The organism is Cryobacterium sp. TMB1-7, assembly GCF_004402435.1.
GTDB classification, from domain to species: Bacteria; Actinomycetota; Actinomycetes; order Actinomycetales; family Microbacteriaceae; genus Cryobacterium; species Cryobacterium zongtaii.
Map to the genome: position 1 here is coordinate 96323 of NZ_SOFZ01000025.1, position 16030 is coordinate 112352.

General features: G+C 69.8%; 14 protein-coding genes. 4 read left to right on the plus strand and 10 right to left on the minus strand.

Features of this window, described 5'->3' with window-relative positions; translation table 11 throughout:
• Positions 1-15 precede the first annotated feature (15 nt).
• Genes E3O60_RS11670 through pnuC form a run of 7 tightly spaced genes read right to left on the minus strand, consistent with a single transcriptional unit; the run spans position 16 to position 8279 of the window.
• The gene (locus tag E3O60_RS11670; RefSeq protein WP_241993254.1) at positions 16-1401 is read right to left on the minus strand and encodes an AMP-binding protein; all 1386 of its coding nucleotides are present in this window, start codon (positions 1399-1401) and stop codon (positions 16-18) included.
• Complete coding sequence (locus E3O60_RS11675) at positions 1394-2224, minus strand: phosphohydrolase (protein ID WP_134408796.1); 831 nt, start codon at positions 2222-2224, stop codon at positions 1394-1396. Before E3O60_RS11675 ends, E3O60_RS11670 begins: the two co-directional genes overlap by 8 nt.
• On the minus strand, positions 2217-4202 hold the full coding sequence (locus E3O60_RS11680) for a VWA domain-containing protein (RefSeq protein ID WP_174845062.1): 1986 nt from the start codon (positions 4200-4202) through the stop codon (positions 2217-2219). Before E3O60_RS11680 ends, E3O60_RS11675 begins: the two co-directional genes overlap by 8 nt.
• Positions 4199-4939, minus strand: a complete 741-nt coding sequence (locus E3O60_RS11685; protein ID WP_088454811.1) for a hypothetical protein — start codon at positions 4937-4939, stop codon at positions 4199-4201. Before E3O60_RS11685 ends, E3O60_RS11680 begins: the two co-directional genes overlap by 4 nt.
• Complete coding sequence (locus tag E3O60_RS11690; protein ID WP_241983698.1) at positions 4936-6513, minus strand: MoxR family ATPase; 1578 nt, start codon at positions 6511-6513, stop codon at positions 4936-4938. The genes E3O60_RS11685 and E3O60_RS11690 overlap by 4 nt, the downstream gene beginning before the upstream one ends.
• Positions 6514-6523: 10 nt before the next feature.
• Complete coding sequence (locus E3O60_RS11695; RefSeq protein WP_241980174.1) at positions 6524-7627, minus strand: AAA family ATPase; 1104 nt, start codon at positions 7625-7627, stop codon at positions 6524-6526.
• A 4-nt stretch (positions 7628-7631) separates the two neighbouring features.
• Positions 7632-8279, minus strand: coding sequence for a nicotinamide riboside transporter PnuC (gene pnuC / locus E3O60_RS11700; RefSeq protein ID WP_088454810.1), 648 nt, complete (start codon positions 8277-8279; stop codon positions 7632-7634).
• A 161-nt stretch (positions 8280-8440) separates the two neighbouring features.
• On the opposite strand from pnuC, the gene E3O60_RS11705 reads away from it, so the two are divergent.
• Positions 8441-9931 (plus strand): MDR family MFS transporter, encoded by a 1491-nt coding sequence (locus E3O60_RS11705; RefSeq protein ID WP_088454809.1) that lies wholly within the window; start codon positions 8441-8443, stop codon positions 9929-9931.
• A 22-nt stretch (positions 9932-9953) separates the two neighbouring features.
• Here the strand turns inward: E3O60_RS11705 and fmdA are convergent, their stop codons facing one another.
• Complete coding sequence (gene fmdA / locus E3O60_RS11710) at positions 9954-11210, minus strand: formamidase (protein ID WP_134498162.1); 1257 nt, start codon at positions 11208-11210, stop codon at positions 9954-9956.
• A 37-nt stretch (positions 11211-11247) separates the two neighbouring features.
• Complete coding sequence (locus E3O60_RS18990; RefSeq protein WP_255455316.1) at positions 11248-11754, minus strand: zinc ribbon domain-containing protein; 507 nt, start codon at positions 11752-11754, stop codon at positions 11248-11250.
• 192 nt (positions 11755-11946) lie between these two features.
• On the opposite strand from E3O60_RS18990, the gene E3O60_RS11720 reads away from it, so the two are divergent.
• The 3 genes from E3O60_RS11720 to E3O60_RS11730 all read left to right on the plus strand — a co-directional run bounded on the left by E3O60_RS11720 (position 11947) and on the right by E3O60_RS11730 (position 15832).
• Positions 11947-12675, plus strand: coding sequence for an HAD family phosphatase (locus E3O60_RS11720; protein WP_088454806.1), 729 nt, complete (start codon positions 11947-11949; stop codon positions 12673-12675).
• Positions 12672-15188, plus strand: coding sequence for a glycoside hydrolase family 65 protein (locus E3O60_RS11725; protein ID WP_088454805.1), 2517 nt, complete (start codon positions 12672-12674; stop codon positions 15186-15188). The genes E3O60_RS11720 and E3O60_RS11725 overlap by 4 nt, the downstream gene beginning before the upstream one ends.
• A gap of 89 nt (positions 15189-15277) precedes the next feature.
• Complete coding sequence (locus E3O60_RS11730; protein WP_134498166.1) at positions 15278-15832, plus strand: DUF4287 domain-containing protein; 555 nt, start codon at positions 15278-15280, stop codon at positions 15830-15832.
• Between the two features lie 10 nt (positions 15833-15842).
• On the opposite strand, the gene E3O60_RS18510 is transcribed toward E3O60_RS11730, so the two are convergent.
• Positions 15843-16004, minus strand: coding sequence for a hypothetical protein (locus tag E3O60_RS18510; RefSeq protein ID WP_166788854.1), 162 nt, complete (start codon positions 16002-16004; stop codon positions 15843-15845).
• Positions 16005-16030 lie beyond the last annotated feature (26 nt).

Here is a 16030-nt window from a genome sequence, read left to right on the forward strand (position 1 = left end):
TGTCGCAACGGTGAGCTAGGTGCCCGGCGCCTCCGACTCGTAGCGGCGCGGTTTGCCCTCGCCGAGGTCGAGCAGGGTCGGCACCGCGGTCACGGTCACCGGCTGTGCCAGCAGCCGTCGGAGCGCCGTACCGATCTGCCCGGTAGCACCGCCCACCACGGTGGCGGTCACGCTGCCGTCGACGCCCTGCCGCACAGCCCAGCCGCGCGCCCCGCCGGCCTGCAACTGCTGGGTGAGGTCGACGCAGGGCACCAGGGAACCGTCCAGCGCCAGAAACCGGGTGGCCTCCCGGCCCTCCAGGTCGGCCAGTGCGGGCCGGCCGGCCACGTCGACCAGCCGGCCGAAGTCCCCGGTACGGTACCGCACCAGCGGCAACAGCGGGTTCTCCCCCGCGGTCACCACGATCTCGCCGCGCTCCCCGGGTGCCACCGGATGGCCGGAACCGTCGAGCACCTCCACGTGCACCCGCCGATCGAGGATCACGAAGGGTCCCCCATCAGTGCTGGCGGCGATCGGCCGGGTCTCGTGCAACCCGTAGACGTCGATCACCGGGCAGCCGAATGCCGCCTCCAGGTCGCGGCGGAGGGCGAGACTGAGCGCCATCGCGCCGCTGAACAGCGCGAGCGGCCGCAGGTCCGCCACGAGGTCGGGGTGCAGCAGCTCCGCCAGGCTGGTGGGGTTGCCGGTGATCACCTGCGGCTGCTGGTCCAGCAGGAACCCGGCGCGCTGCCCGGGCGCCGGCCACTGCGAAGGGTGCAGGTTGAGCCTGGCCATGGTGGACTGACCGAAACTGCTGATCGAGGACGTGTACGTGAACGCCTGGCGCTGGTGCACCAGGTATGCCAGGGCCATCCGTGCCGGGTCGGGCCGCCAGTCGATGCCCTGCTCGGCCACCAGGGTCACCAGCAGGTGGAAGCTGCGAGCGACCTCCTCGATGTCGTCGGGGATCTGCAGCGCCCGCCCGGTGGTGCCGGAACTGGAGCCCTCGATCATCCGATCGAGGTCGGCATCCAGCGGCACGAACGCCGACACGTTCTCGAGCAGGTCGTCGCGGGTCACGGTGGGCCAGGTGCCCAGCTCGCCGAGGGTATCGGCGACCCTGCGGTAGGCCGGCAGCCGGCGGGCGATGGCAAGGTGCTCGGCCAGCCAACCGGTGACGGGCAGCGCCCTCTGGGCCCTGGCGACTCCGTCGGCGGTGAGCCTGTCACCGGTCCGGTGTACCCAGGCCGGGGCGAGCGGATGCCGCTGCACGGCATCCAGCCGCGCCGCGCCGGCCACATCGAGGGTGGGCCACCGTTCGGCGTCGGTGAGCGCGACGGTGCCGCCCGGGGCGTATTCGGCCAGCGCCAGCGGGTCGTCCGGGTCGGGCACTGCCATGGCCGGCCCCGGCGGGTTACTCATTCGAGTACCGGGCGGCGGCCTCGCGGGCCCTGGCCTCCTGCAGCCGTTTGGTCACCTGGAGCCGGTGTTCGTGTTCGGCCATGGTCTGGGCCAGCGCCGCGTTCTGCTGCAGGGAGTCGCGCATGGCGAGGATCGACCTGGCAGTGGCCTCGTCCTCGCCGGCCGGCAGGTGGCCGGACCAGAGCAGGAAGGTGCGGGCTGCTTCGTCGCGACGGTCGGCCGTGCGCACCCACTCGGCCGGGTCGACCACCGCCGCCAACCGAAACGAGAGCGCGGCCATGGCGCGGCCGTACCAAACCGGGCTCAAGGGCACCGACAACGGACCGTTCAGGTCCTCGCTGGCCCAGAGCCACAGCACCAGGGCCGCGCCCCGGCGGGCGGCGGCCGACCCGGTGGCACGCACCTGGTCCACAATCCGGAGGACCTCCTGCCCCCTCCGGTCCGGCGGCGTTGATCCGACGCCGCCGTATTCCATTTCAAGAATATTCTCGGCGAGCGGGAGGATATCCACGTCGTCGGCGAGGAAGGACGCCGGAACCAGTGACAGGCGGGTGGCGATCTCGGCGGTATTCGCCCCGGGCAGGCAGGTGCGCCAGACGAGCATGTCGTCCTGCTCACGCGCGAACCACACCGCGAGAAGCGCCTCCGAGTCAACTGCATCCGGCGTGGCGCCGGCTGGCTCCGCGTCGGCCGCCGGGCGCGGCACCCGCGCGGTTGGAGGAGAGAACGGCGTGGCGTTCGTCGCCAGCTCCCCCCGGTCGGGCTCCCTGAGCCCGGCGGAGTTGGTCAGCCGTCGCCAGAACGGCGCGGGTCTCTCAGCCACGGAATCCTCCTGGTGTTCGGGTGGCACGGCGCGGATCGCTCTCCGTCAGTCGCCGGGCGAGCCGGGCGCAGGCGGCCGGGGCATCGTCCATCCGCTGGATGTACTCGACGTCATAGCCGGCCAGAGCGGCAGGCTCGGCGACGGAGCGGCGGGGATCCTGCAGGATCAGGGTGGCCGTGTCGAGCCCGCGGCGCACCCGGGCGGCGACGTCGGCGTGCTCTGGCTGCCCCGCGCCGAACATCGAGAGCAGTCCCTCGTCGGAAAGCACCACCACGTGCCGGCGCACACTCGCGCTGGTGCGGCCCAGGCCGCGATACCGGCTCCCGTACAGGTCGAGCGGGAAGACCGTGCCCCAGCCGAAGTAGGTGGTGAGGTCACGCAGCGCCTCGAGGCGGTCACGGGTGAATCTCTCGCCACCGGCGACCTGTCCGGCCGCCGAGAATGAGGTCACCCGCACCCGGCCGCCGCCGCGCAGCACCGAGAGGATGAGGATGCTGCCGGCCAGGACGGCCGGCGACTCGTTGGCGGGACTCACCATCGACCCCGAGGAGTCGATGTACAGGTCCAGATCGAGGCTCGCGGTGGCCACGGGCGGCGCGTCGGGCAGGTATTCCCGCTGCCGGGTGGTCACCCCGGGCACGACCGTGGGGCTTCTCGCCATGGACGCGGCCCAGTCGATGTCGGCGAGGTCGTCGCCGAGCTCCCACGCTGCCAGGGGACCCGGGATCTCGGCGTCCGCCGGGGGCGCATCCGGAGTGCGCTGCAGCAGCGGCTTCACGTAGCTGCGCGCCCGGGTCTGATACCAGGCGGCGATGACAGCGTTGGCGCCGCTGTCGCGGTAGAGCTCCAGCGTCCGGGCCAGGCCGTAGCCCTGGCCGGTGGGCGCGGTGGGCGGGCCGTCACCCGGGGAGTCCGGGGCGCCCGGCACCGTGCCGGCGCCGGGGCCGGCCGTCGTGAGGCCGCGGGCCTTGGCCACCGCCGGATGCTCCGGGTCTTCCCGTAGGCGCGCATCCCCCAGCACCGCGACCAGCTCACCCGCGGTCGCCGGGGTTGCTCCGGACTCGCCGTCGCAGCCTCCCCCGTGCACCACCAACCCGGGGCGGTGCCTGGTGGGCCCCTGGGCCACCAGGTACGGTGCCAGCAGCATCCCGAAGCGCAGCGCCCCGCTCACCGGATCGTCACCGAAGGTGCGCACGGTCTCGGCCAGCAGCACCGCGTCGAGCCGCGGGTCGGTGAGCGCCAGGGCGTCGAACTCGCGCTGCACTTCGGCGGCCAGCTCCTGGGTCCGCTCCGACAGCTGCAACTCGGCGAGCTTTTTCGGGTCTTTGGTGGCCAAGACCTCATTGAGCCGGTTCTTCTTCTGCCACGCGTCGGTGATCTTCGATATCCGCTGCCGCACCACCTCGTCAGGGTCTATCGGGACGGCCGGTGGCTCGGCCGGGCAGAGTGCCCCGGCCGCGAGCACCCACAGAATCTCGTAGGCCCGCAGGAGCACCCACCAGAGCCGATCGGCGCTGTCGTTCCCGCCCAGCACCGCCCACATCCGCACCATCTCCGGCGGCGTCGCCTCGCCGTCCCGCCGCCGTTGCAGCTCGGCCACCCGCACGTTGATGAGCATGTCCGACCACAGGTTCGAGAGTTTGTGAACCTGGTCGGCGACATCCGGGATGCGCGCGGCATCGGTGGCCGCGAGCGCCCGCGCGATCTGGTGCCGGATTTTCAGGCTCGTCAGCCGGGTCGAGGGAGAAAGGGCGTGGTGGCCGATCTCGTGCGCGAAGATGCTCTCCAGAAACGCCCCGACGCCCAGCCGCTCGGCCTGCGGAAGGTCGAAGTTCACCTGGGGCGGGAAGCTGAACCAGGCGAAGGACGCCTCCTTCGCGTCCGGCGCGAGCTCTGGGTCGTGGAGTTCGACGCCCCAGAGCGCCTGGGCGCTCTGCCAGGCGCTGCGCTGCTCGGGGGTGAGCGGCGCAGCCGTCACGGGCTCTCCTCCGGGGTCCACAGCTGTGCGGTGTAGGCGCGCACGGTCAGCACGGCGCCGGCCGCTCCAGTCTCGGCGAGCCCCTGCGCGGTATCGCCCGCTGCAGACCACCGTGCGTCGGCCGCAGCGTCGACATTCCCCTGCTCGTCGGTCGCGAGCCGCACGAGGGTGTGCCCGAAGACATCCACGGTGAGCAGCCAGTCCTCGGCCGTGGCAGCACCGCCCGTGCGGATCAGGAAGCTGCCCGGCCGGTCGCCGGGCAGCGCCGCCACCGGGGGCGCCAGCCACGGTCCGTAGAGGCCGCGGAAACCGCCGATCACGGCGAGGAGTTCTCCGGGAGCGTGCAGGCCGGGCCAACCGAACCGGGAATTCAGTTGCAACGCCGCGAACGGGGCCACCCCGCCCTCACCCAGGCCCAGCGCCGCGGCGAGGGCGGGCAGGCCGGTGCGGCCGGCGGCCAGGGCCAGGTCGAGGCGACGCAGCGCATCCGTTCGGAACGCCGGCGCACCCGAGCGCCAGGCGGCGAGGGCGGCGAGGGTGAGCAGGTCGTCCCGGTCGGCGTCGGGCGCTGCCGCCACGGCCCGGCCGATGAAGTGGCGGTAGCGGGCGCCGGCCGCCTCGCCGTGCCGCTCCTGAATGCGGGTCGCCGAGAGCTCGAGGTCGACCGTGGTCTCCGGCAGGGCCTCGTCGGTGAGCTCCAGCGAATCGTTCACGAGGTGCCGGGGGCGCTGGGTCACCCGCTGAACCCCAACCAGCTGACGTAGTTCGTGTAGCGCTGGTGCAGGTATTTGAGGGCGAGCAGGTCGTCGAAGTGCCGACCGTAGAGCTTGCCCTGCTTGGCGATGCCGCTGATCAGGGATTCAATGCCGGTGAGGCGCTGCGCGGCCTCGGCGGAGCTGACTGCATCCAGGCCCTGGTTGAACAGGTCGAGGGCGTCGCTGATCGGGTCGTTGCCGCCGAGGCCGAGGGCGGTGAACTGCCGGCGGGACTCGGTGAAGAGGTCGGCGAGCCAGCTGATCGAGTCGGTGGCCAGCTCCCGGTCGGCACCCACGTCGAAGCGGGGGTGCAGTTCGTTGGGCAGTAGTTTGCCGCGCAGGGCGAAGGGCAGCACGGCGGCCAGGTCGTCCAGGCCCACCACGGGCCGGCCGCGAAAGTAAGCCATCGCCTTGGCGTAGCGGATGAGGGTCTGCAGCGACCGCACCGAGAGGCTGTTGCTGGTCTGCGAGCCGAGGTCGACCTGCAGGTCGGCACCGGAGTTGGCCTCGATCACCTCGGCCACCTCGCCGCCGCCGGTGCGCACGGTGTCCTTGGTGCGGTATTCGAAGCGGCGCCCGCCCTGCTGCACGAATTCGAAGTGGCTGGCGAAGAACTCTAGCTGGCGACGCACCGCACCGGGCAGTGGCACGGCCCGGATGGCCGCCTCGAGCAGGCGCTGTTCGTCGGCGTCGAAGATGAGCTCGGGCGGCAGGTGGTCCTCCGGCCGTTCGCCGGCCTCGACGCGGGCGACGAGTTCGTCGAAGAACCGGTTGTTGAAACCCTGCGCGGCGACGGTCACGTCCATCCGGTCGCGGAGCGCCTGGATCACCGGGAAGGTGCCGCCGCCGGCGTCGTCGTTGGCGGTGAAGAACCAGCTCTCCACCCCGGATTCCGGCGCGGTGGAGTGCATCTGGTCGTGGCTTTCCACGTAGCCCTCGGCCACCATCGTGAGCAGCGCCGACTGGGTCTTGGTGGGGATGCGGTTGTACTCGTCGATGATCTTCACCGGCTGGCTGAGCCAGCCGCGCCAGGCGATCTCGATCTCGGCCAGGCTCCCGGCGGTGACGAGGTCGCGCGGCAGCGGCATCCCGACCAGGTCGCTCACCGTGACCTGAGGCTGGCCCTGTTGCACGTTGCGGCGCACCTCGCGGGCGCTCGACCCGGCGAGCACACCCATCAGGATGGCCAGGGTGGTCTTGCCACGCCCGGGACCGCCCACGAGCAGGCACTTGCCGCCCACCGCGAAGGTGAGCAGCGGCAGCAGGACGTTCGAGGAGTAGGACTGGTCGGTGGGCAGGTGCAGTTCGGCGCCGGCGTCGCCGAGTTCGAAGGTGACCGGGGAGCCGGTGGAGAATTCGACGTCGTAGAACGGCGAGATCACGGCCCGGTTCACCAACCAGAAGTAGGCCTGGCGCAGCTTCTCGTCCAGCGCCGTGTCCACCACCGCCGGCGCCTCGGTGAAGAGGTCCTCCGCGGTCAGCTCCTCGGCCAGTGTGGCGGCGTTAGCGCGCGTCGGTGATTCGGATACCTTGTTCCAACGATTCCCCAGCGCCATGGTTTTCAGCCTATCGGGCGGGCCCGGCGGCGACGGCGGCCTCGAGCGCGGCCTGCTGTTCCAGGGGCAGCGCGAAGTCGAAGACTCCGGCGAGCATCCGGTCGATGGCCACGGCCGCCTGCGCCAGGCGCTCCGGCACCGACCCGGTCACCTCCAGCCACGGCACGTCCTGCCCGGCCAGCGTCTGGCGAAACCGGTGCTGCATGGCGTGCCGGATGTGCTCGCCGTCGCGCAGGCCGTCCTGCACGAACGGGATCTCGTCCCCGGTGAGCAGGTACAGCGCGGGCGGATGCGCGGCGGCGCGCGCCACGAGCCCCGCCGGGGTCGGTCCCACGTAGCGCTCGTGCCAGAGGGTGGTGGCCAGCACGTCGGTGTCGCAGATGAGCAGCGGCCGCGGCACCCGGCGCAGGGCCTGGTTCTCCCAGCCGATCTGACGGTCCACGATGACGTCGAACTCGTCACTACGCCACGGGGTGTCCAGGCCGCCCACCCGGGTTTCGCTGTGCTCGCGGCCGTACTCCGGCACCCACGCGGTGTCGTAGTGGTCGGCGAGGGCTTCGGCGAGGGTGGTGGAGCCGGTGGATTCGGCACCGAGCACCACCACGCGCGGGGTCAGCCAGGCGCGCACGGCGGGGGCCAGCGCCCACCAGTGACCCGGCACATCCGCTCGGATCGCGGTGCCGGAGACCGGGGTGTGCCGCCGGCCGGGGTCGACCTGCACCCACGCGGCGCCCAGGCGGGCGGCGAGTTCGGCGCCGTAGGGGTCACTGGAGAACACGGCGTCGACCGGGGAGTCCAGCAGCGCCCGGATCAACACCATGTGCTCGTCCCAGGCGTCGGCGGAGTCGAAGTCCACCGGAGCGTCGTCGATGGCGCTCACGACGTGCGCGGTGGGGTGCTCTTCGCGCAGCCATTCCTCGCGCACGCTCAGCGGGATGGATTCCACGCTGGCCCCGAACAGTTGCACGGTGACCCTGTCACAGCGGCTGAGGGCCGCGCGGATCAGGGCCGAGTGCCCGGCGTGCAGAGGATAGAACTTGCCGAGCACCAGGCCGTGCCCGAATCGGGTCGCCGCCACCGGCACCGGGTCAGCCGCCGGCAGCGGGTCAGACACCGGCTCAGGCACCCGTCGTGCCGGCTGGCACCGGTTGGTGGGGCGAGGCGCCGGCCGCCCCGGAGTCGCTCGCCGTCTGATCTGTGCGGGCCCGCATCCAGCCGCGAAGGCCCCAGACGCACAGGCCGATGAAGAGCAGGTAGAGCGCGGCGGTGATGTTCAGCCCCTTATAGAGGAACAGGCCCACATAGGCCACGTCGACGGCGATCCAGACGAACCAGTTCTCCAGCCAGCGCCGGTTGAGCATGTACTGCGCGACCAGGCTCACCGAGGTGGTGGCGGCATCCGCGATCTCGGTGGTGGAGTCGGTGTAGGAGTGCAGGGCGTAGGCGATGATCGCGGTGCCGGCCAGCGCGGCGGCGACCAGCGGCAGGATGGCTTGCCTGGGCATCCGGCCGATCAGCGCGCGGTCGTCGGCGGCCCGGTGCCGGGACCAGCCGAGCCAGCCCATCACCCCGAGCACCAGGTAGACGATCTGCAGGCCGAGGTCGGCGTAGAGCGCGGCGCCGAAGAACAGCACGATGAAGACCAGGTTGTTCGCGATGCCGAGCGGGAAGGTCCAGATGTTGCGGCGCGCGGCCAACCACACGCACGCGGCCCCCGTTCCGAATCCCAAAACTTCGGTCCAGTTGTCGATCAGCCATTCCCCCATGCTCCCCAGTCTAAAAGACCGGCAACTGTTGCCCGTGCGGACAAATGGTGCCGGTGCGCCGGACGCAATTGTCCGATTCGGGAACATAACCGGCGCATTCTGGTTGAACCATGGGTACCTCATACCGGGGTCGCACCTGAGCCCGTTCCGTTAGGACCCCGATGACCGACTCCGCCGTCACCACTGCCCCCGCGCCCGCCGCGCCGACCGGCAATGCCCCGGATGCCGCCGGCACCAAGCTCGTCATCTCGCTGCTGCTGGTGTCCGCGTTCGTCGTCATCCTCAACGAGACCATCATGGGTGTGGCGCTGCCGCACCTGATGAAGGACCTGAACATCACGGCCGGCGCCGCCCAGTGGCTGACGACCGCGTTCATGCTCACCATGGCCGTGGTGATCCCGATCACCGGTTTCCTGCTGCAGCGGTTCAACACTCGCCCGGTCTTCCTCGCCGCGATGACCCTGTTCAGCACGGGCACCCTCATCGCTGCCATCGCACCGGGCTTCGAGGTGCTCATCGTAGGCCGGGTGGTGCAGGCCATGGGCACCGCCATCATGATGCCGCTGCTGATGACCACCGTGATGACCCTGGTGGCACCGGCCGCCCGCGGCAAGACCATGGGCAACATCTCCATCGTGATCTCGGTCGCCCCGGCGATCGGCCCCACCATCTCCGGCCTCATCCTGAGCGTGCTCGACTGGCGCTGGATGTTCATCCTCGTGCTGCCGATCGCCCTCGGCTCCCTGGCCCTCGGCGCCGCACGCATCAAGAACGTGACCACTCCCACCGCGGTGCCTCTCGACGTCGTCTCGGTGATCCTCTCGGCTTTCGGCTTCGGCGGCCTGGTTTACGGGCTGAGCAACCTCGGCGAATCTGCCACAGGCAACGCCGCCGCCGGCCTGGTGCCGCTGGCCATCGGCGTGCTGGCGATCGCCCTGTTCGTCTGGCGCCAGCTCACGCTGCAGCGCACCGACCGGGCCCTGCTCGACCTGCGCACCTTCGTCTCGCGCACGTTCAGCTTCGCCATCGTGATGCTCGCCGTGAGCATGATGGCCCTGTTCGGCACCCTGATCCTGCTGCCGATCTACATGCAGACCGTGCTGGGCCTGGATGCGCTGACCACCGGCCTGCTACTGCTGCCCGGCGGTCTCACGATGGGCCTGCTCGCCCCGTTCGTCGGCCGGTTCTACGACAGGTTCGGCCCCACCGTGCTGCTCGTGCCCGGGTCGATCATCGTCAGCGGCGCGTTCTGGTTCCTGACCATGCTCACCGCGACGACACCGTTCTGGTACGTGCTGGTGGCCCACGTGGCGCTGAGCTTCGGCCTGGCGTTCCTGTTCACCCCGCTGTTCACGTCGGCGCTCGCCTCCCTCAAGCCGTCGCTGTACTCGCACGGCAGCGCCGTCGTCGGCACCGCCCAGCAGCTGGCCGGCGCCGCGGGCACCGCCCTGTTCGTCACGGTGATGTCCTCCACCGCGGCAACCCAGCTCGCCAACGGCGCCGGCGAGGTCGCCGCAACCGCGGCGGGCATTCAGAGCGCCTTCCTCTACGGGGCGATCATCTCGCTCTTCGCAATCCCGCTGGCGTTCTTCATCCGCAGGCCGGCCCCGTCGGTCACCGACACGCTCGACGCGCCGATGACGGCGCACTGACCGAAAGCGCGCCGAGCCCGGGTCACCGGTTGGCAGCCCGGGGCGCTCCGATCCCCCGCTCGATCTGGAACGGCCCGGCCGCCGACGGCCGCACGTCGAATTCGAAGATGGCCGTGGGGATATACACCGTCGAACACGAGTTGGGGATGTCCACCACACCCGACAGGCGGCCTTCGATGGGTGCGGCCCCGAGCAGCAGGTAGGCCTGCTCCGGGCTGTAGCCGAACTTCGTCAGGTAGTCGATGGCGTGCAGGCAGGCCCGCTGGTACGACAGGTGCGAGTCCAGGTACTTCTGCTCCCCGTCCAGGGTCACCGAGGTGCCGGAGAAGGCCAGCCACTGGCTGAACCGCGGGTCGACGGTGCCCGGCAGGAAGATCGCGTTCTCCCCCACGCCGTAGGTCTCCATGCCGCCGCGGATGATATCGACGCGCAGGTCGATGAAGCCGCCCATCTCGATCGCACCGCAGAAGGTGATCTCGCCGTCCCCCTGGGAGAAGTGCAGGTCGCCCAGGGACAGGTTCGCGCCGTCGACGAACACCGGGTAGAAGATCCGGCTCCCCTTCGACAGGTTCTTGATGTCCTGGTTCCCGCCGTTCTCCCTCGGCGGCGCCGTGCGGGCCGCTTCACCGGCCACCCGCGCGAACTCGGCCGCGGGCAGGCTGCCCAGCACCGCATGTTCCGCCTCCGGCGGCAACGCCAGCGGCGGCACCCGGTGCGGGTCCGTGGCGATGAGGGCACCCTCGCGCTTGTTCCAGGTGGCGAGCAGCTTCGCTGAGGGGGCCGTGCCCATCAGACCGGGATGGATCAGTCCGCTGAACGAGACTCCCGGGATGTGCCGCGACGAGGCCACCTGCCCGGTGAAGTCCCAGATGGCCTTGTAGGCATCCGGGAACTGCTCGGTGAGGAAGCCACCGCCGTTGTTCCGGGAAAAGATGCCGGTGTATCCCCAGCCCTGACCGGCGAGGGGGCCGGAGTCCTCCTGCGGGATGGGGCCAACGTCCAGGATGTCCACGATCAGGAGGTCGCCCGGCTTCGCCCCCTCCACCGCGAACGGTCCGCTGAGCTTGTGCACGGTGAGCAGCGGAGCGTTGAGGATGTCTTCGGCCGAGTCGTCATTGACGATCGCGCCGTCAAACCACTCCCGGCAGTCGACCCTGAAGGAGCTGCCGGGCTTGACGGTTGCGACCGGCGGGACCTCCGGATGCCACCGGTTGTGCCCCACCTTCTCCTGGTCTTCGAATTTCCTGCTCGAATCCAACGGGAACAGTTGCTCTGGCATGTGGAACCCCTCTTTTTCGGTGCCGCGCGTAGGCGAACTACGGGCGCGGCAATTTCCTGTGGAGCGGATTGGCGGTGAATTGCGCACCGGCGCCCGACCGTCGTCCCGGGAGCGCGGACTCGACCACCTCCGGTTCGAAGGCACTGCGCGCAGACGAAACGATCAGGCCGAACGCGGCGGACCCCGCCGCAGACAGGTGGGGGGCACTCATCAGCCGGCGCGCGGGCGCGCGGCAGGTGGGACAGTCGACGGTCTCCGGGGCCGAACCCATCGGGTGCATCTGCTCGAAACGGGCGCAGACGTCGCACCTGAACTCATATATCGGCACGGGTTGTCCCCTGCATCGTCGTCTTCTCCCGGTGTCGCAGCATCGCTGGTGCGCTTCCCTGACCTGGTTCTGGACCGTCGTGTGAACATATTCGGGGTGACACCCGAAGTCAACAACGGCACGGGACCGGCTGATTCGGTCGGCGAGGGGAGATTTGCAACAGAACGTTAACACATCGGCACCACGTTGGACAGGTCCGAGACCTAGGATCGACATGCACGCGCTCCGTCTCCCTGACCCGCGACGACACCCCCCAAGAATTTCGTGATCCACAGTGCAAGTGACAAGCTCGACTACCCGGTTTAGCCATTTCTTCACGCATCTACCAAGCAGGGCTCCATATTGACTTCCCCCCACTCCCCCCTTACGCCAGCTGAGACCCGAGACCGGGTACTTGGCGCGCGCGGCGTGCTCTTCGACCTTGACGGTGTGCTCACCCCCACCGCCGAGGTGCACATGAGCGCTTGGTCGCGACTGTTCACCCCGTTCCTCGAGTCGAAGGGCGTCAAGCCGTACACCGACGCCGACTATTTCGGCTTCATCGACGGCAAGCCCCGGTACGACGGCGTGCGGTCGCTGCTGGCCTCCCGCGGCCTGTCCCTGCCCGACGGCGAGCCCACGGATGCGCCGGAGCTCGAGACCGTCTGCGGTCTCGGCAACCGCAAGAACAAGGCATTCAACGAGACCCTCGCCGAGGACGGCGTGAGCCCGTACCCCGGTTCGCTCCGGTTCCTCGACGCGGTCGTCGCGGCCGGCATCCAGGTCGCCGTGGTCACCAGCTCCCTCAACGGTGAGATGGTGCTCACCGCCGCGGGCCTGCGTAACAGGTTCGAGATCGTCGTCGACGGTGTGCGCGCCCGCGCCGAGAAGCTCGCCGGCAAGCCCGCCCCCGATACCTATGCGTTCGCCGCCGAGCTGCTCGGCCTCACCGCCGCCCAGTGTGTCGTCGTCGAAGACGCCGAGTCCGGCATCCAGTCCGGCCGCGCCGGCGACTTCGGCCTGGTGCTCGGTGTCGACCGCGGCGTCGGCGCCCACGTGCTCTTCGAGGCAGGGGCCGACACCGTCGTCACCGACCTCGACGAACTCCTGCCGCTGATCGGCAGCACCGTCCTGACCCCGAGTGGAGTGCGCGCATGACTCTTGACGCGACCATCCAGAACCTCTCCGACCCACTGGACCGCAGCCGGTTCCCGCTCGATGAGTGGGCGCTGGTGGAGACCGACTTCTCCGGCGAGGACATGGGCCGCACCGAGACCCTGTTCGCCGTCGGCAACGGTTACCTGGGGCTCCGCGGCAACGTCGACGAGGGCCGCGACGGCCACGTGCACGGCACCTTCATCAACGGGTTCCACGAGACCTGGCCCATCCGGCACGCCGAAGAGGCCTTCGGTTTCGCCAGGGTCGGCCAGACCATCGTCAACGCACCGGATGCGAAGATCATCCGCATCTACGTCGATGACGAGCCCCTGGTTCTCACCCTCGCCGAGCTGCTCAGCTACGAGCGCCGGCTCGACTTTGCCGACGGCATCCTGTCGCGGTCGCTGGTCTGGCGCACCCCGTCGGGCAAGCAGGTGCTGATCCGCTCGCGCCGCCTGGTGTCGTTCACCGAACGCCACCTCGCTGTGATCGAGTACGAGGTCACCATGCTCGATGCCGACGCGTCGGTCGTCATCTCCAGCCAGACCCTCAACCGGCAGGACGGCATCGGCGAGTACGACCGGCCCAAGTCCGGTTCGGCGAACGACTGGGATCCCCGCCGCGCCGAGACGTTCACCGACCGGGTGCTGCAGCCGCGGTTGAAGCGGGCCAACAACGGCCGCTACATCCTGGGCTTCCGGTGCACCAACTCCGGCATGACCATCGCCACGGCGTCCGACCACTCGATCGACACGATCAACGACTTCGACGAGTCGTCGCAGCTGGGCGACGACCTGGCCAAGCACGTGTACAAGGTGAAGGCCAAGATGGGCAACCCCATCCGCATCACCAAGCTGCTCAGCTACCACACCTCGGCCGGGGTGCCCACGCACGAGCTCGCCGACCGGTGCGACCGCACCCTCGACCGTGCCAAGGAAGCCGGCGTCGCCGCGATCATCCAGGAGCAGCGCGACTGGCTCGACGCATTCTGGGCCCGCACGGATGTCGAGCTGCCCGGCCAGCCGGCCCTGCAGCAGGCCACCCGGTGGAACTTTTTCCAGCTCGCCCAGGCGTCCATGCGCGCCGACGGCCAGGGCGTCTCGGCCAAGGGGGTGTCCGGGTCCGGTTACGGCGGGCACTACTTCTGGGACACCGAGGTCTACGTGCTGCCGTTCCTCACCTACACGTCGCCGAACGCGGCCAGGAACGCCCTGCGCTTCAGGCACGGCATGCTCGACCACGCCCGCGCCCGCGCCACCGAGCTGAACCAGCTCGGCGCCCTGTTCCCGTGGCGCACCATCAACGGGCTCGAATCCAGCGCGTATTACGCGGCCGGCACGGCGCAGTACCACATCGACGCCGACATCTCCTATGCGCTCAGCCAGTACGTCGCGGCCACCGGCGACGAGGACTTCCTCGCCCGCGAAGCCATCGACATCCTGGTGGAGACCGCCAGGATGTGGGCCGATCTGGGCTTCTGGCGCGGCAACGGCAACGACGTCTTCCACATCCACGGCGTCACCGGCCCGGACGAGTACACCACCGTCGTCAACGACAACCTGTACACGAACATCATGGCCCGCTCCAACCTGCGTGCCGCGGTGAAGAGCGTGCGCCGGCTGTACTCGGTCGACCGGGCCTCGTTCGACTCCATGTCCGCACGGTTGAAGCTCGATGAGGCCGAGGTGATGGAGTGGTCCTTCGCCGCCGAGGCGATGCACATCCCCTTCGACCGCAACCTCGGCATCCACCCGCAGGATGCCCAGTTCCTCGAGAAGGAACGCTGGGACCTCACCGCGACGCCGCCGGAGAACCGGCCGCTGCTGCTGCATTACCACCCGTTGGTGATCTACCGTTTCCAGGTGCTCAAGCAGGCCGACGTGGTGCTGGCGCTCTTGTTGCAGGGCGACCAGTTCACGCCGGAAGAGAAACGGGCCGACTTCGACTACTACGACCCGCTGACCACGGGCGACTCTACGCTGTCGGATGTCGTGCAGTCGATCATCGCCGCCGAGGTGGGCTACCACGAGCTCGCGCTGAACTACTTCACCTCCGGGCTGTTCGTGGACCTCGCCGACCTGCACCACAACGCGCAGGACGGCGTGCACGTCGCCTCCGCCGGTGGCGTGTGGAGCGCGCTGGTCTACGGGTTCGGTGGCCTGCGCGACCACAGCGGGCGCATCACGCTCGACCCGCGCCTGCCGGAGGACTGGGATGAGCTGATCTTCAGGGTCACGCTGAAGGGCTCTCGCCTGCGCGTGGCCGTCACGCAGACCAGCGTGCACCTCAGCATCGAGGAGGGCACCGAGGCGCGGCTCACCGTGCGCGGCCTGCAGGTCATCGTGACTGCCGGCCAGCCGGAGACCGTTCCGTTGTCGCACCAGGGCGCCCGCGACCCCGGCGCTCCCACGGCGGCGCTCATCGAGGACACCCGTCGCGCCGACGGCACCGTGATCACCTCGTCGATCCCCACGATCGCGCACATCACCGAGCAGATGCCCACGCTCGACTAGCGTTCGCACCATTGCAGGGCCGCGCATCCACCCGGATGCGCGGCCCTGCTACGTTAACGTCACTGATCCGGCTCGCAGCGAGGACCTCCATGACGATCCAGGCGTATTTCGACACCATCAAGGCCAAAACCGGCCTCGACCCGGACGACTTCCGTGCCGCCGCGGCCGCCAAGGGCCTGCTCGGGCCCGACGTGAAGACCGCCCGCATCGTGGCCTGGCTGAAGGACGACTATGGCCTCGGCACCGGCCATGCGATGGCCCTCGTCTCGGCCCTGGGGCAGGTTTCCGGGCAGCGCCTGCCGGTCGACGAGAAGATCAACGCCCAGTTCGGCGGCGGCAAGGCGCACTGGCGGGGTACCTACGACGACCTGGTCAGCCACGCCCGTGAGAGCGGCGAGGTGAACCTCGCTCCCACGAACAGCTACATCAGTCTGCTCAAGGGGACGAAGAAGTTCGCCATCGTGCAGGTCACCGCCGGCCGGCTCGACCTGGGCCTCAAGCTGCCCGGCGTCGATGGCGCCGACGCGTTGGAGGCATCCGGCAGCTGGAACAGCATGGTCACCCACCGGCTGCGCCTGGCCGAGCCCGACGATCTCACCGCCGAGGTGCTCGATTCGCTGCGGCGCGCCTACGAGGCTGCCTGACCCGCCCCGGTTACGGCTTCCAGACCATCAGCACGGTCACGCCGACCAGCAACAGGGTGACGATGCCGGATCCGGCGGCGATACGCGGGTAACCGGCCACCCTGGCGGTACCGGCGGGGTTGGCCATCACCTCCTCGGCGGATGCGCGCAACGCCGGCACGACCAGCAGCACCGTGATCGGTCCGGTCTCCCCCGCCC

What these genes read in the sequence shown, in the direction of transcription:
- E3O60_RS11690 (WP_241983698.1), bottom strand. Translation starts at nt 6,513, where the DNA reads ATGGCGCTGGGGAATCGTTGGAACAAGGTATCCGAATCACCGACGCGC.
- pnuC (WP_088454810.1), bottom strand. Translation starts at nt 8,279, where the DNA reads ATGGGGGAATGGCTGATCGACAACTGGACCGAAGTTTTGGGATTCGGA.
- E3O60_RS11730 (WP_134498166.1), top strand. Translation starts at nt 15,278, where the DNA reads ATGACGATCCAGGCGTATTTCGACACCATCAAGGCCAAAACCGGCCTC.
- E3O60_RS11705 (WP_088454809.1), top strand. Translation starts at nt 8,441, where the DNA reads ATGACCGACTCCGCCGTCACCACTGCCCCCGCGCCCGCCGCGCCGACC.
- E3O60_RS11725 (WP_088454805.1), top strand. Translation starts at nt 12,672, where the DNA reads ATGACTCTTGACGCGACCATCCAGAACCTCTCCGACCCACTGGACCGC.
- fmdA (WP_134498162.1), bottom strand. Translation starts at nt 11,210, where the DNA reads ATGCCAGAGCAACTGTTCCCGTTGGATTCGAGCAGGAAATTCGAAGAC.
- E3O60_RS18990 (WP_255455316.1), bottom strand. Translation starts at nt 11,754, where the DNA reads ATGTCGATCCTAGGTCTCGGACCTGTCCAACGTGGTGCCGATGTGTTA.
- E3O60_RS11670 (WP_241993254.1), bottom strand. Translation starts at nt 1,401, where the DNA reads ATGAGTAACCCGCCGGGGCCGGCCATGGCAGTGCCCGACCCGGACGAC.